The organism is Microbacterium arabinogalactanolyticum (genome assembly GCF_030268005.1).
GTDB lineage: Bacteria > Actinomycetota > Actinomycetes > Actinomycetales > Microbacteriaceae > Microbacterium > Microbacterium arabinogalactanolyticum.
This window is the reverse complement of sequence record NZ_BRZC01000004.1, coordinates 473,619-487,612: the sequence shown is the minus strand read 5'-3', so window position 1 is coordinate 487,612 and position 13,994 is coordinate 473,619. Positions and strand designations below refer to the sequence as shown.

The following is a 13,994-nucleotide window of genomic DNA, read 5'->3' as shown; positions in this document are numbered from 1 at the left end:
AGCGGCGTACGCTCGTCGCAGAGTCGATGAGGAGTGCACACATGAAGACGAGGAATCTCGGACTGGGACTGGAGGTCTCGGCCATCGGACTGGGCTGCATGGGCATGTCCCAGAGCTACGGCCCGAACCCCGGATCGCGCGACGACATGATCGCGGTGCTGCGAGGCGCGGTGGATGCGGGGGTGACCCTGTTCGACACGGCCGAGGTGTACGGGCCGTACGTCAACGAGGAGCTGGTGGGCGAGGCGCTCGAGCCGGTCCGTGACCAGGTGACGATCGCGACGAAGTTCGGTTTCGACATCGGCCGGGAGGGCGGGCTGAACAGCCGGCCGGAGCACATCCGGGAGGTCGCGGATGCCTCGCTGCGGCGGCTGCGCACGGATGTGATCGACCTGTTCTATCAGCATCGCGTCGACCCCGACGTGCCGGTCGAGGACGTCGCGGGAACGATCGCCGAACTGGTCGCTGCGGGCAAGGTGCGCCACTTCGGCCTGTCTGAGGCCTCCGCCGCGACGATCCGCCGCGCCCATGCCGTGTTCCCCGTGACGGCGGTGCAGAGCGAGTACTCGCTGTGGACGCGAGACCCGGAGGCGGAGGTGCTGCCGGCACTCGAGGAGCTGGGCATCGGCTTCGTGCCGTTCAGCCCGCTCGGCCGCGGATTCCTCACCGGCGCGATCGATGCGAACACGACATTCGCCGACGACGACATGCGGCGCGGTCTGCCTCGCTTCACGGAGGAGAACCGCGACGCGAACGCCGCACTCGTGGCCCATGTCGCCGAGCTCGCGGCGGCTAAGCATGCCACGACGGGGCAGGTCGCGCTGGCATGGCTGCTCGCGCAGAGGCCGTGGATCGTGCCGATCCCCGGCACCCGCAGGATCTCGCGCATCCAGGAGAACCTCGCCGCGGCCGACCTGGAGCTGACGCCGGGGGAGCTCGATGACCTCGACGCGCTCGCCGCGAGGATCGGAGTGCACGGGGAGCGCTACCCCGAGTCGATGCAGCGCACGGTCAACGGCTGAGAGGTCAGCGGGCCAGGGCGCGGCAGAACTCCGGAGATGTGCAGATCTGCGGGGTTGTGAGGCGGTCACCAGACGGCGCGCAGCACGCGCTCGGCATCCTCACGGGTCAAGCCGTCGCGCTGCGCGGCGGATGCGAGTGCTCGGGCCGCACCGGCGACCGACTGCGAAACGGTGCTCGCGCTCCGGCTGACCCTGGTGCCGGCGCCCACGCGAGAGGTGACGAGGCCTTCATCCTCCAGCTGGCGATACGCCTTGGCGACCGTGCCGGCCGCGATGCCCAGATCGGATGCCAGTTGTCGCACCGACGGGAGTCGTTCACCGGCGGCGAGTGCCCCGGTCGTGATGAGCCCGCGCAGCTGCCCGTGCACCTGTTCGGCGGGAGTGCCGCCTGAGGGGGAGATCGAGATGATCATGAGCGCGATGCGGTCGCGACGCGCCGAGCGGGGATCGCCATCAGGGCCGTGAGCAGATGCAGCGTCAGCCCCACGACGAACGCCGCCAGGCTCATCCAGAACAGCCACGGCTGCAGCGCCGCGAACGGCGTTCCCATGGCGACGGTGCCCAGTTCCGTCGTCGTGGCCGCGCCCCGCAGCCCGGCCGTGCCTGCGATGGACTGGAGGATCACGAAGAGGTGGAGGAGGATCGCGCCGCCCCCGATCCGGAGCACGTTTGCCGCTCGCAGGCGTCGGACTGCGGCATCCGCCTCGATGTCGTCATCCCAGGCGCGTGACGTGATGACGAACAGGGCGGCGAAGATCATCGCGAGCAGCAGGGCGAGCATGATCAGGGACGGTACCGAGTAGTGCCAGCCGTAGATGCGCGTGGCGATTCGAGTCGTCCCCAGCGACGTGCGGTAGAGCGTGTAATGCCCGTACTCATCCCGACTCGAGGCCGCACCGGCCGCGATGGTCGGCACGAGCACGAGGACGACGAGCGCGAGAAGTAGCCAGGTCCACCGAACGGGCACGAACCGTCTCATGTGACGACGGTTCAGCGCCGCGACGCCTCCGGTGTGCACGCGGCGCGGGGGAACCATGAGCAACGGCATCGCGACGATGCCGAGGGCCAGCGGTACCGCGGCCAGGATCGCCAGGTCCAGGCTCAGCGGGATCAGCGGGATCCACGAGCTGAGCATGGGCAGAATCGCTCCGGCCGCGGGGAGGAGCCCGGCAATCACCGTCAGGATTGCGACGAGGCGACCCAGCGGAGTCGTGTTTCGCAGGAGCAGGAACCTGATCGCGGTGGCGATCACCAGCGGTCCGACGCTCATAGCCAGCACCATCAACAGGACGATGTCCATGATCACCACCTCAATGAGTCAATTGATTGACACAAAATGTAGCGATGGATTGATACAAGTTCAAGAGCGTCGGGTCGGGGCGCGGCACAGTTTCCGAGATGTGCAGAATCTCGGATGCTGCGCACGGAAAGCCTCCGAGATCGTGCACATCTCCGAGGTCATGAACCGTCGTACGCAGCCAGAGCCTCTGACAGCATCCGATGGCCCTGCTGCTCGAACGCCTCGTCGCGCACCTTGAAAGCCCAGCACGCGGTGCCGACGGCCTGGCGCAGGGCTTCCAGCCGCCACAGTTCGGGATCTCGGGGATCAGAGCCGTACCCGTCGAGGAACGCCGCCTCCAGATCCGGGCGCTCGCGCCACTGCTGGGCGGCCATGCGCGCGAAGTCGGTGGCCGCGGGCCGGAAATCGAACCGACCGAAGTCGATCGCCCGCACGACGCCGTCGTCGATGAGCCAGTTGCGCGGATGCCAGTCGCCGTGCGTCGGCACCAGCATCACCGCGGGGGCGGGAGCGGAGGCCAGCACGTGACGCGCCCGTGCGGCGATCGACGGGTCGATCCGATGCGGCTGATCGAGCCAGTACAGCTGCCTCGCCGTCGCACGTGCCTCGTACTCGGCATCCGTCCGCGACTCCTGCTCGTGCAGGCGCCTGAGCAGAACTCCGGCCTGCACGTAGGTGGCCGCCTGCCACTCCGCGTCCGTGCCCAGCACCAGCTCACCCGGAAGGTGGTCCAACAGGATCACGCGCACCTCGGCGGAGGCATCCCGCAGCCGTGCGGCGTGACCGGTCAAGATCAGCGGCGCGGTGTATCCCGCGTGGGCGGAGATCTCCCGAGGCAGATGCGTGTCCGACGGCCCGGCGGCCTTCACCACGACGTCGTCGCCGCCCGCCCGCACATGCAGCACCGTGGTCTCGACGAGACCCCACGACATGTCGCGCACGAGCTGGGCATCCGGCATCCGCTCCGTCACCCACGCCTGCTGGGCGGGGTCGAGACCCGGCAGCGAGCTCACGCGGCGAACTGGACTTCGCCCTTGGCGATGTCCACGCTGGTCAGCTTCAATGTCACGGTGTCGCCCGGAGCCGTCCCCGCCCGCACGGGCGCGGATGCCGTCACGGCCGGCTCTGCGATCTGCACGGCCGCGCGCGACTCGCCGCGCAGCTCGATCACGGTGGCGTCGATGCTGCTCCCGACCAGCGGATGCAGCAGTGCGGCCTCCACACGGTTGATGGTCTCGGCGTCGAGCGTCGATGCCCGCTGCGCGGACTGCTGAATGAGATCGGGCAGCTGGGGGAGCGACTCGCGCGCCCAGTCCGGGGCGGGACGGCCCTGCGACACCGCCTCGCAGATCGCCAGCGACCAGCGGTCGACCAGCCGGCGCAGGGGAGCGGTGGCATGCGCGTACGGCGCCCCGATCGCGGCCTGCTCGATGTCGCCCGTCGGCACGGAGCCGTCGAACGTGATGTAGCCGGCTCCGCGGAACAGCGATGCGGCTGCTTCGAGGACCGGCAGCGTCATCGGGTCGCTCTTGTCCAGCCCGCGCAGGTAGTCGCCGTATCGGCCTTCACCCCACGGCCGCCCGAGGGCCTCGGTCTGCCGGCGGAACCGTGCGAACGCCTCCTCATCCGGCTGCGGCATGGTGCGCAGCACGCCGATCTTCGCGCCGATCATCAGCTCCGCGGCGGCCATCCCGGTCATCAGGGAGAGCTGAGCGTTCCAGTCCTCGATGGGCAGCGGACTCCGACGCTCGATGCTGTACGTGCCGTCCGGCTTCTGCACGACCTCCTCATCGGGGAGGTTCAGGCTCGCACCACCGCGCTGCTGCTCCTGCTGCTGACGCAGCCCGCCGATCTCGCCCAGCAGGGACAGCGGGCCGTCCTGGCCCGCGTCCAGCTGCTTCTGCGCCGCCACGTAGTCGAGCTGCGCACGCGAGCGCACCAGCGCGCGCTCGAGGCGGAACTCCGTCACAGCTCCCGCGGAGTCCAGGGTGAACGTCCAGACCAGCGCGGGCCTATCCTGATCGGCGAGCAGCGAGGCCCTTCCCTCCGAGAGCACCTCCGGGTGGAGGGGGATCTTCCCATCGGCCAGATAGAGGGTCTGTCCACGCTGACGCGCCTCGGAGTCCAGCGCACCACCGGCCTTCACGAAACCGGGGACGTCGGCGATCGCGTAACGCACCTGGAACCCCGAACCGGCGCGAGACAGGTGCATGGCCTGATCGAGGTCTTTCGAGCCGGCCGGGTCGAGGGTGACGAACGGCACGTCGCGCAGATCGAGATCCGGCGCATCAGGTGTCGCCGACTCCGCCTCCGCCAGCGCCTCGGGCGAGAACTCGACGGGCGACTCGATGCTCGCGCGCAGGGCGGCGAGGGCTGCGGCCAGCTCGCTCTGCTCGGCGGACGGGGCGACATGTGATCGACGCTGAGGCATGTCGTCAGCCTATGCCGCGGACACTTCGGGAGACGGGGAGCACCGACCGCGCGTCATGTCGGCCTGACCGCGCGCCGGTGTCCGCGAGCGGGACTAGCGTGGAGCCATGAGCACCGCTGACAAGGCCCGCACCCTCACCGACCTCTACTCCGCCCCCGAGATCCTCCGCGTCGTCAACATCTGGGACGTCGTCTCGGCGAAGGCGATCGCCGCGCTTCCCGAGACGCGCGCTCTGGCCACGGCGGGGCACTCCATCGCCGCGAGCTTCGGCTATTCGGACGGGCAGATCCCCCGGGAGCTCATGCTCGACATGGTCGGCCGCATCGCAGCATCCGTCGATCTGCCGGTCTCGGCCGACCTGGACGACGGCTACGGCGACGCGGAGGAGACCACCCGCCTCGCGATCGGCGTTGGCATCGTCGGCGCGAACGTCGAGGACCGCCTGAAGCCCTTCGCGGAGTCCGTTGCGCAGGTCGAGGCGATCGTCAAGGCCGGTGAGGCCGAGGGCGTCTCCTTCGCTCTCAACGCCCGCACCGACGCCATCGTGCGCGGCGGTGACAAGCCGCTCTCGGACAAGCTGGCGGATGCCGTGGAGCGCGGCCGCGCCTATCTCGACGCCGGTGCGACCGCCGTCTTCGTGCCCGGCATCCTCGACGCTGACGCCACCCGATTCCTCGTCGACGGGATCGGCGCGGGCAGGGTCAGCGTGATCGGCCTCCCCGGTGCTCTCACCGCGGCCGAGTACGAGGCTCTCGGCGTCGCCCGCATCTCGTACGGACCACTGCCGCAGCGCGTCGCGCTGACCGCGCTGCAGGACACGGCAGCCGACCTCTACGCGAACGGTGCGATCCCGGCGGGCACCCGCGCGCTGAACTGACGGCGCTCCGAACCGAGGCGCGGCGGATGGGCGTCCACGCGGTCGATACAATCGACCCGTGGTCACACGTCTATCGAACTTCTTCCTCCGCACGCTCCGCGAAGACCCTGCAGATGCAGAGGTCACCAGCCACAAGCTGCTCGTTCGCGCCGGCTACATTCGCCGCGCGGCGCCAGGAGTGTTCACGTGGCTGCCGCTCGGGCTGAAGGTCAAGTCGCGCATCGAGCAGATCGTCCGCGAGGAGATGGGCAACGCAGGGGCGCAGGAGGTCCACTTCCCCGCGCTGCTGCCGCGCGACCCCTACGAGCAGTCGGGACGCTGGGAGTCCTACGGCGACGGCATCTTCCGTCTGCAGGACCGCAAGGGTGCCGACTACCTGCTCGCGCCGACGCACGAGGAGATGTTCACGCTGCTGGTCAAGGACCTGTACTCCTCGTACAAGGACCTGCCGCTGACGATCTACCAGATCCAGGACAAGTACCGCGACGAGGCGCGTCCGCGCGCGGGCCTGCTGCGCGGTCGCGAGTTCACCATGAAGGATGCCTACTCCTTCGACGCCTCCGACGAGGGACTGGACGCCAGCTACCAGAAGCAGCGCGACGCCTATGAGCGGATCTTCCAGCGCCTCGGGCTCGAGTATGTGATCGTGAACGCCGACAACGGCCTGATGGGCGGCGCCCGCAGCGAGGAGTTCCTGCACCCGACGCCGGTCGGCGAGGACACCTTCGTGCGCTCCGCCGGCGGTTACGCGGCCAACGTCGAGGCGTTCAGCACCGCTGTCCCCGAGCCGGTCGACTTCTCCGCCGTGCCCGCTGCGACGATCTTCGATTCGCCCGCGACGCCGACGATCGAGACGCTCGTGGCGCATGCCAACAAGACGCTGGACGGCGAGTACACCGCGGCGGACACCCTCAAGAACGTGGTGCTCGCGCTCACCCACCTCGACGGCACCCGCGAGCTCGTGGTCGTCGGCATCCCCGGTGACCGCGAGGTCGACGAGAAGCGCGCCGAGGTCGCGTTCGCGCCCGCTGAGGTCGAGACCGCGACACCCGAGGACTTCGAGAAGAACCCGCTGCTGGTGCGCGGATACATCGGGCCCTGGTCCCCGACCGGTGCGGTGCTCGGGGAGGAATCCGCCACCGGCATCCGCTACCTGGTCGACCCCCGCGTGAGCGAGGGCACCTCGTGGATCACCGGTGCGAACATCGACGAGAAGCATGCGCACTCGGTGGTCGCGGGTCGCGACTTCTTCGCCGACGGCATCGTCGAGATCGCGAACGTCCGCGAGGGCGACCCCGCCCCCGACGGCTCCGGTCCGGTCGAGCTCGCCCGCGGCATGGAGATCGGACACGTCTTCCAGCTCGGTCGCTTCTTCGCCGAGACGCTGGGGCTGAAGGTGCTCGATCAGAACGGCAAGCTCGTGACGGTCACGATGGGCTCCTACGGCATCGGCGTCACCCGCATCCTCGCGATCATCGCCGAGCTGAACAACGACGACAAGGGCCTGATCTGGCCGGCATCCGTCGCCCCGTTCGACGTGCAGGTCGTCGCCGCAGGGCGCGACCAGGTCGCGTTCGACGTGGCGGAGGACATCGCGAACCAGCTCGAAGCCGCTCGCCTGGACGTGCTCTACGACGACCGGGTGAAGGTGTCGCCCGGTGTGAAGTTCGGCGACGCCGAGCTGGTCGGCGTGCCGAAGATCGTGATCGTGGGACGCGGTGCGGCAGACGGTCAGGTCGAACTGTGGGACCGCGCGACCGGCGAGCGTGAGTCCATCTCGGCGGCGGATGCCGTCGCGCGACTCTCCCGCTGAGCTGACAGCATCCGTGCGGGCACGGATGCCCGACGCGTCCGTGAGGAGGATCATCGTGCCATGGCGCGATGGTCCTCCCCACGCGTGGCCGACCTGCTCGAGGACTCCGCCCGGGCCGCGCCTGTGACAGGCTGAGGGCATGACGGATGCCACGCTGAACGACGACCTGCGACACGAACTGACGACGCTTCTCGACCGTGCAGGCATCTACGCCGACCGCGGGCTGATCGCGCGGATGATGCAGACCGCGCTGAAGCTCGGCGTCGAGCACACGGACCGGCTCGACCTGAAGATCGCGTCAGCCGCGCTGAGCGAGATGCACGATGCCTTCCGGCTCTTCCAGCCCTTCCACCAGGTGCCCAAGGTCACGGTGTTCGGGTCGGCGCGCACCGCGCAGGACGACCCGCTCTACATCCAGGCGCGGGATGTGGCCGCCGCACTCGCGAGCGACGGGTGGATGGTCGTCACGGGCGCCGGCCCGGGCATCATGCAGGCCGCCGCCGAGGGAGCCGGCGCGAAGATGTCGCTGGGGGTCTCCATCCGGCTGCCGTTCGAGGAGCGGATGAACACGATCATCGCCCAGGATGCGCAGGTCGTCTCGATGAAGTACTTCTTCACGCGCAAGCTCATGCTCATGAAGGAGTCCCGCGGGTTCATCTGCCTGCCCGGCGGATTCGGCACGATGGACGAGATGTTCGAACTGCTGACCCTGCAGCAGACCGGCAAGGCGGAGCCCATGCCGATCGTGCTTCTCGACGCCCAGGGCGGATCGTTCTGGACCGGCCTGAAGACCTTCGTCGACGAGCACCTCGCCCCGGCAGGGGTGATCTCACGCGACGACCTCGACCGCGTGCTCATCACCGACTCGGTCAGCGAGGCGGTGGCGAACATCACCGGCTTCTGGCGCAACTACGACTCGCTGCGCTGGGTGGGGGACAGGCTGGTCCTGCGCCTGGTGCACGAACCGACGGATGCCGACATCGACAGCCTCAACGAGCGCTTCGGCGGCATGTGCGCGGAAGGCCGCATCGAGCGCACCGCTCCGCTCGACGTGGAGGTCGCCGACGGGGATGCCGTCGAGCTGCCGCGCATCGTGCTGAACCTCGCCCAGCGCTCGGTGGGTTCGCTGTTCGCGCTGATTCGCGCGACCAACGAGCTCCCCTCGGCTCGCTGACGCAGGCGGCCGAACGCTCGCCGCCGGCAGGACCGACGGCGAGCAGAACCGGTTGTCGGCTCAGGGCTCCGGGGTCTCGGTCATGTTGCCCCGGCAGGCGTCGCCGGGGTTGAAGCCGCCCATCGAGGCCTTGACCTCGGCGTTGCGCATGAACGTGCCGAAGTTCTGCACGCCGTGGTAGCCGTGCTTCTGGCTGCCGCGCATGGCGAGCGCGTCATCGTCGAACCCCGCAGGGTTGTTCTCCACCTGGTCCCAGGTGTCCTGTCCGGAGAACGCGCATTCGGAGGAGGCGTGATTCGCGCCCTGCGCCTCCTTGCCATTGCCCGTCACCTCTCCCGCATACGCCGTGCCCGCCCCGACCAGCACGAACACCAGTGCGACGGTGGCCCCCAGTGCCATTCGCTTCATGATTCCGCCTTCCATCGACGGGGCGCACCGATGCGACCCCTGTTCCGACAGAAGGCTAGGTGCGCATCACGGCTCGCGCATCAGTGCTGATACGGAGAATCATGACCGGGGAGCGCGATCCGCGGTCCTCTCCGCCGCCTGCATCGCGAACTCTGCGAGGTCGACGCTGCGCCCGAGGATCCGCTCCGCCGCACGATGCCCCGACCGGTACGCGGCCCCGACCGTCGCCGGCTCCGCGCCCCAGGTGGCCTCGCCCGCGAAGTGCAGACCGCCTTCGAACGGCCCCGCCAGTGCGTCGTGATCGTGGTGCGACGCGCCGATCGGCAGATGCGAGTAGGAGCCGGCCGAGAAGGGGTCGTCGCCCCACCGGGTCACCCACGAGGCGATCGGCTCACCCACGACGTCCCCGTACAGGGCGCGGAGCGCTCGGACGGAGTCCGCGACGACCTCGGCATCCGGACGGGTCTGCAGATGCCTGCCCAGCGGGCCGGCCGCGAAGGTGAGAAGAGTCGGGATGCCGCTGATCGACGACACGTCGTACCAGGAGTGCCAGCGCTCGCCCGCCTCGCCGAGCGCGCGGATGACGTACGTGTCCGCGCGCCAGAAACGCTCGGGGAACTGCACGAAGATCTTGTTGAACACACCCATGCCGAGGCGCTCGATGGCTCCCGCCGCAGCCGCCGGCAGCGGCGGTTCGAAGGAGATCGCACCGGACTTCAGCACCCCGAGCGGAACCGTCACGACCACGTCCGCCGCGGTGAACTCGCTGTCGACCGTGCGCACGGTCCAGCCGTCGCCCCTGCGGGTGACCGCGTTGACCACATGCGCCGTGCGCAGGTCCAGCCCCGACGAGATGCGGTGCGGCAGCTCGTCATAGCCCCGCGGGAAGATCACCTCATCGCCGTCGATGCCGTCCTCGTCGAGACCGTGCGCGTCGAGGTCGCCGATCCAGGCACCGCACTGCTCCTCGACGCGATGGCGGAAGAACTCACGGATCTCGTCGATCCGCTCGGCGTCCAGCCCTGAGGCGTCCAGCGCGCGTTCGGTCGCGACCAGGTAGCTGTCCCCGGCGGCGGAGGCGTCGATCTGCTCCACGAGCGCGGCGTCCACCGCCTCCACATCGGAGATCCATCGTTCGGATGCCGCTGCATCCATCGGCCGTCCGGAGCCGTCGAAGTGCTCCATCGGCCGTCCGCCCGCCTGGAAGCTCCCCACGGTGAACTCCCGCGTCGGGATGCCGAGCGCCTGCACCAGCTCCCAGAGCGGCGAGTGCTCGATGCCGTGGATCCAGGAGGCGCCGAGGTCGACGGGGAATCCGGCGGCGCGGTCCGTGTGTATCCGCCCTCCGACGCGGTCCCGCGCCTCCAGCACCACGACGCGCCTGCCGGCGTCGGCCAGCATCCTGGCGCACGTGACACCCGCCATCCCCGCACCGACGACGACCGTGTCGAATCGCTCCATGCCCTCAGTATGGGGTGTCACGACCCAGCAAGTGGGCATGGCCGGTGCTCGCCGTCGTGACCATGCCGAGCGCCGAAGGGGACTCCCGGGGGTGATCGCGGGAGTGCCATCATGAGCACATGACGCATTCGGCGGAGGTCAGCTGGCAGCTCGACGGCATCGACATGTCCGGCACATTCACCACGCCGGACGCCGGTGGACCGCATCCCGCAGTCGTGATGGTCGCGGGCAGCGGACCCACGGATCGCGACTGGACGTCGCCACTGCTGCCGGGCGACAACGGCTCGGCGGTGCTGCTGGCCGAGTACCTCGCCGCGGCGGGCATCGCCTCGCTGCGGTACGACAAGCGCGCCTCCGGGCCGCATGTCACGGAGAACATCCCGAAGATCGCCGGCCGGCTGAGCATGCAGTCCCACCTCGACGAGCTCGTCGCGGCGGTCCGCGTCCTCGCCGCCCAGCACAACATCGATTCCGCACGCATCGTCGGCCTCGGCAACAGCGAGGGGTGTCTGCACGTGCTGCACTACGCGAGCAGCGCTCAGGACCTGCCCTTCGCCGGACTCGTGCTCACGGCTCCTCCCGGCCGCAGCATCGGAGCGGTCCTGCTGACCCAGTTGCGCGCGCAGATCGGATCCCTTCCCGACGGCGAGGAGCTGTTCCCGCTCGTCGAGCAGGCCGTTGCGCGTTACAGCGCCGGAGAGCCGATGGACGCCGACCCGCGCCTGCCGGCGGAGGTGCGCGGGGTGCTGGCGAGCTTCGAGATCCCGGTGAACCTCCCGTTCGCGCGCGAACTGTGGAACGAGGATGCGACGGCGGCCCTCGCGTCGGTCACCGTCCCCACTCTGGTGCTGATCGGACGCAGGGACGTTCAGGTGGATGCCGAGGTCGACGGCGGTCCGCTCCAGTCGGCGGCATCCGGGATGCCGAATGTGACCTTCACGTTCCCCGAGCACGCCAACCATGTGCTCAAGGAGGATCTGCGCTCGCCGGAGGAGCGGGCAGCCGCTCCCGGGAGCGGGTACAACGAGCCGGGCACGCGCCTGGATCCCGAGGCGCTGGGCGCCATCCTCTCCTGGCTGCGCGACGTGGTGGGCTGACGCGCAACGCCGAGTTCAAACCCCGTTCATCCGTCCGTCATCAGCGCCCGGCATCGTGTCATCCACCGCATCCGACGAGGAGGACCGATGACTCTGGCCGAACCCACGCGACGCAATCTGCCCATGCTCGATCACGTGCGAGGCAAGCGCTCAGCGGTCACCTGCCAGCTCAAGTGCGCGAACGCGTGCCTGGGCCCCGAGTGCAACACGTCCGCGAACGAGGACTTCCGTTCGATCGCGACGGCCGTCTTCTCGCGTCGGGCGCTCTTCGGACTCGGTGCTGCGGCCGCGGTGGCGGTGGCTGTGGGCGTGGGACGAGGCACGGGCGCACCGACCTCCGCGCCCTCCGCGGCAGGCGTCGGGGGACCGGGCGCTTCCTTCGCGCGGCCCGGTCGCGCAGGCCTGTCATTCGGCGCGATCGCTCCGGTCCCGGCCGAGGTGGACGCCTTCACCGTGCCGGACGGCTACACCTGGAAGCCGATCATCCGCTGGGGTGACCCGCTCTTCTCGAGCACTCCGGCGTTCGACATCGAGGCGCAGACGCCTGAGGCGCAGGCCGGGCAGTTCGGCTACAACAGCGACTACCTCGACATCGTCGCGGATCCCAGCGGCAAGACCGGCGTGCTCGTGAACAACCACGAGTACGTCAACCCGAACCTCATGTTCCGCGACACCGACGATGCCGCCGAGCTGCGTCGTCGCGGTGACATCTACAAGGCCGCTCAGGGCATGTCCGTCGTCGAGATCCGTCGTCGCCGCGTGGGGGACCCGTGGGAGTACGTCGTCGACGGCCGCCGGAGCCGCCGCATCACCGTCGAGACGGTGTTCGAGCTCACCGGCCCCGCGGCCGGGTCCGACCTCCTCAAGACGGTCGCGGACCCGGAGGGCCGGTGGGTGCACGGCACTCTGGGCAACTGCTCCGGAGGCACCACTCCCTGGGGCACCGTCCTCTCCGGCGAGGAGAACTTCAACGGCTACTTCGCGTGGGCTGCCGACACGGCCGAGCAGAAGCGGTACAGCGGTTCGAGCACGACGAGCACGTCCACCGGCTGGGAGGCCTACGACCCGCGCTTCGACGCGCACCAGGCGGGTTACGTGAACGAGCCGAACCGGTTCGGCTACATCGTCGAGATCGACCCGCAGGACCCCACCTCCACGCCGCGGAAGCACACCGCCATGGGGCGCTTCAAGCACGAGGGCGCCAACGTGCGTGTCGCCGAGGACGGCCGTGTCGTGGCGTACATGGGCGACGACGAGCGCAACGACTACCTCTACAAGTTCGTCTCGAAGAACCGCATCTCGGGTTCGCGCAAGAAGAACCTGAAGCTGCTGAGCGAGGGCGACCTGTTCGTCGCCAAGTTCCGCGGCGACTCGCCCGCCGGGGAGATCACCGGAACCGGCGCGCTGCCGACCGACGGAGCGTTCGACGGCACCGGAGAGTGGCTTCCGCTCACCAGGAACGGCGAGAGCGTCGTGCCGGGCTTCACCACCGAGCAGGTGCTCGTCTACACCCGCCTCGCCGCCGACGCGATCGGCGCGACGAAGATGGATCGCCCCGAGGACGTCGAGCCGAGCCCGGTCACCGGCAAGGTGTACGTCGCGCTCACCAACAACTCCCGGCGTAGCGAGGTCGACGAGACCAACCCGGTTCGCGGCAACCGCTACGGACACGTGGTGGAGATCACCGAGACGGCCGGACAGCCGGGAACCCGATTCGGGTGGAGCATCCTGATGCTGTGCGGCGATCCGAACACCTTCGAGAACGCCTACTTCGCCGGCTTCCCGAAAGAGCTGGTCTCTCTGATCTCCTGCCCCGACAACGTCGCGTTCGACTCCCAGGGCGATCTGTGGATCTCCACGGACGGCGCGCCGGGCACGATCGGCTACGGCGACGGGCTGTTCAAGGTGCCTCTGACCGGCTCCGAGCGCGGCCACGTGCAGCAGTTCCTCTCCGTGCCGCGGGACGCCGAGACCTGCGGTCCGGTGATCCACGACCGCGAGGGTCTCGTGTTCGTCGCGGTGCAGCATCCGGGGGAGGACGGCACCTTCGACCAGCCGCGCTCCCTGTTCCCGGACTACGGCTCGACCGCGCAGGGTGACGTCGCGACGGCGCCGCGGCCTGCCGTCGTGCAGGTGCACCGGGCCTGAGCGGATACCGGTGCCGCGACCTCCGGGCGCGCGGCACCGGCACGGACATCAGGCGCGCCGTATCCGGCTAGCCTTCCATGGTGGACATCTGGGACCTGCTGGCGGGCCTGCTGGACGGTCCCGAATCGGGTCGTGGCTGGCACTGTTCATGGTCGTGGAGCTCGCGCTGCTGGGGTGCGTCGTGCTGCTCTTCTGGCTCGGCATCGACGCGCTCATCTGAGTGACTCGAGGTTCGGGTATTCTTTTCTGATGCCCGCGGAGCG

12 protein-coding genes are annotated in these 13,994 nt (G+C 69.3%); 6 read left to right on the top strand and 6 right to left on the bottom strand.

The window, feature by feature from the left end:
- The first annotated feature begins 41 nt into the window (after window positions 1-41).
- Window positions 42-1,022: an aldo/keto reductase gene (locus tag MIAR_RS06820; protein WP_285633241.1), complete on the top strand. Its 981-nt coding sequence runs from the start codon at window positions 42-44 to the stop codon at window positions 1,020-1,022.
- A gap of 65 nt (window positions 1,023-1,087) precedes the next feature.
- On the opposite strand, the gene MIAR_RS06815 is transcribed toward MIAR_RS06820, so the two are convergent.
- The 4 genes from MIAR_RS06815 to MIAR_RS06800 form a co-directional block, all read right to left on the bottom strand.
- Window positions 1,088-1,435, bottom strand: coding sequence for a GntR family transcriptional regulator (locus tag MIAR_RS06815; RefSeq protein ID WP_285633238.1), 348 nt, complete (start codon window positions 1,433-1,435; stop codon window positions 1,088-1,090).
- Complete coding sequence (locus MIAR_RS06810; RefSeq protein ID WP_285633236.1) at window positions 1,432-2,322, bottom strand: hypothetical protein; 891 nt, start codon at window positions 2,320-2,322, stop codon at window positions 1,432-1,434. The genes MIAR_RS06815 and MIAR_RS06810 overlap by 4 nt, the downstream gene beginning before the upstream one ends.
- A gap of 158 nt (window positions 2,323-2,480) precedes the next feature.
- Complete coding sequence (locus tag MIAR_RS06805; protein WP_285633233.1) at window positions 2,481-3,335, bottom strand: phosphotransferase family protein; 855 nt, start codon at window positions 3,333-3,335, stop codon at window positions 2,481-2,483.
- The gene (locus MIAR_RS06800; RefSeq protein WP_285633230.1) at window positions 3,332-4,753 is read right to left on the bottom strand and encodes an RNB domain-containing ribonuclease; all 1,422 of its coding nucleotides are present in this window, start codon (window positions 4,751-4,753) and stop codon (window positions 3,332-3,334) included. The genes MIAR_RS06805 and MIAR_RS06800 overlap by 4 nt, the downstream gene beginning before the upstream one ends.
- Before the next feature lie 106 nt (window positions 4,754-4,859).
- Here MIAR_RS06800 and MIAR_RS06795 point away from each other — a divergent pair, with 106 nt between their 5' ends.
- The 3 genes from MIAR_RS06795 to MIAR_RS06785 all read left to right on the top strand — a co-directional run bounded on the left by MIAR_RS06795 (window position 4,860) and on the right by MIAR_RS06785 (window position 8,617).
- The gene (locus MIAR_RS06795; protein WP_285633227.1) at window positions 4,860-5,630 is read left to right on the top strand and encodes an isocitrate lyase/PEP mutase family protein; all 771 of its coding nucleotides are present in this window, start codon (window positions 4,860-4,862) and stop codon (window positions 5,628-5,630) included.
- Between the two features lie 58 nt (window positions 5,631-5,688).
- Entirely contained in the window at window positions 5,689-7,443 is a 1,755-nt protein-coding gene (locus tag MIAR_RS06790) for a proline--tRNA ligase (protein ID WP_285633224.1), read from the top strand.
- 139 nt (window positions 7,444-7,582) lie between these two features.
- Window positions 7,583-8,617, top strand: a complete 1,035-nt coding sequence (locus tag MIAR_RS06785) for an LOG family protein (RefSeq protein WP_285633220.1) — start codon at window positions 7,583-7,585, stop codon at window positions 8,615-8,617.
- Window positions 8,618-8,677: 60 nt separating this feature from the next.
- On the opposite strand, the gene MIAR_RS06780 is transcribed toward MIAR_RS06785, so the two are convergent.
- A complete protein-coding gene (locus MIAR_RS06780) occupies window positions 8,678-9,025 on the bottom strand; it encodes a hypothetical protein (protein WP_285633217.1) in 348 nt (115 codons plus the stop codon).
- A gap of 99 nt (window positions 9,026-9,124) precedes the next feature.
- Window positions 9,125-10,486: a flavin monoamine oxidase family protein gene (locus tag MIAR_RS06775; protein ID WP_285633214.1), complete on the bottom strand. Its 1,362-nt coding sequence runs from the start codon at window positions 10,484-10,486 to the stop codon at window positions 9,125-9,127.
- Window positions 10,487-10,605: 119 nt separating this feature from the next.
- Here MIAR_RS06775 and MIAR_RS06770 point away from each other — a divergent pair, with 119 nt between their 5' ends.
- Together MIAR_RS06770 and MIAR_RS06765 are read left to right on the top strand one after the other, a co-directional pair.
- Window positions 10,606-11,583: an alpha/beta hydrolase gene (locus MIAR_RS06770; RefSeq protein WP_285633211.1), complete on the top strand. Its 978-nt coding sequence runs from the start codon at window positions 10,606-10,608 to the stop codon at window positions 11,581-11,583.
- Window positions 11,584-11,670: 87 nt separating this feature from the next.
- Window positions 11,671-13,731: a PhoX family protein gene (locus MIAR_RS06765; RefSeq protein WP_285633208.1), complete on the top strand. Its 2,061-nt coding sequence runs from the start codon at window positions 11,671-11,673 to the stop codon at window positions 13,729-13,731.
- Window positions 13,732-13,994 lie beyond the last annotated feature (263 nt).

What these genes read in the sequence shown, in the direction of transcription:
- MIAR_RS06800 (WP_285633230.1), bottom strand. Translation starts at nt 4,753, where the DNA reads ATGCCTCAGCGTCGATCACATGTCGCCCCGTCCGCCGAGCAGAGCGAG.
- MIAR_RS06815 (WP_285633238.1), bottom strand. Translation starts at nt 1,435, where the DNA reads ATGATCATCTCGATCTCCCCCTCAGGCGGCACTCCCGCCGAACAGGTG.
- MIAR_RS06810 (WP_285633236.1), bottom strand. Translation starts at nt 2,322, where the DNA reads ATGGACATCGTCCTGTTGATGGTGCTGGCTATGAGCGTCGGACCGCTG.
- MIAR_RS06775 (WP_285633214.1), bottom strand. Translation starts at nt 10,486, where the DNA reads ATGGAGCGATTCGACACGGTCGTCGTCGGTGCGGGGATGGCGGGTGTC.
- MIAR_RS06765 (WP_285633208.1), top strand. Translation starts at nt 11,671, where the DNA reads ATGACTCTGGCCGAACCCACGCGACGCAATCTGCCCATGCTCGATCAC.
- MIAR_RS06795 (WP_285633227.1), top strand. Translation starts at nt 4,860, where the DNA reads ATGAGCACCGCTGACAAGGCCCGCACCCTCACCGACCTCTACTCCGCC.
- MIAR_RS06770 (WP_285633211.1), top strand. Translation starts at nt 10,606, where the DNA reads ATGACGCATTCGGCGGAGGTCAGCTGGCAGCTCGACGGCATCGACATG.
- MIAR_RS06785 (WP_285633220.1), top strand. Translation starts at nt 7,583, where the DNA reads ATGACGGATGCCACGCTGAACGACGACCTGCGACACGAACTGACGACG.
- MIAR_RS06780 (WP_285633217.1), bottom strand. Translation starts at nt 9,025, where the DNA reads ATGAAGCGAATGGCACTGGGGGCCACCGTCGCACTGGTGTTCGTGCTG.
- MIAR_RS06820 (WP_285633241.1), top strand. Translation starts at nt 42, where the DNA reads ATGAAGACGAGGAATCTCGGACTGGGACTGGAGGTCTCGGCCATCGGA.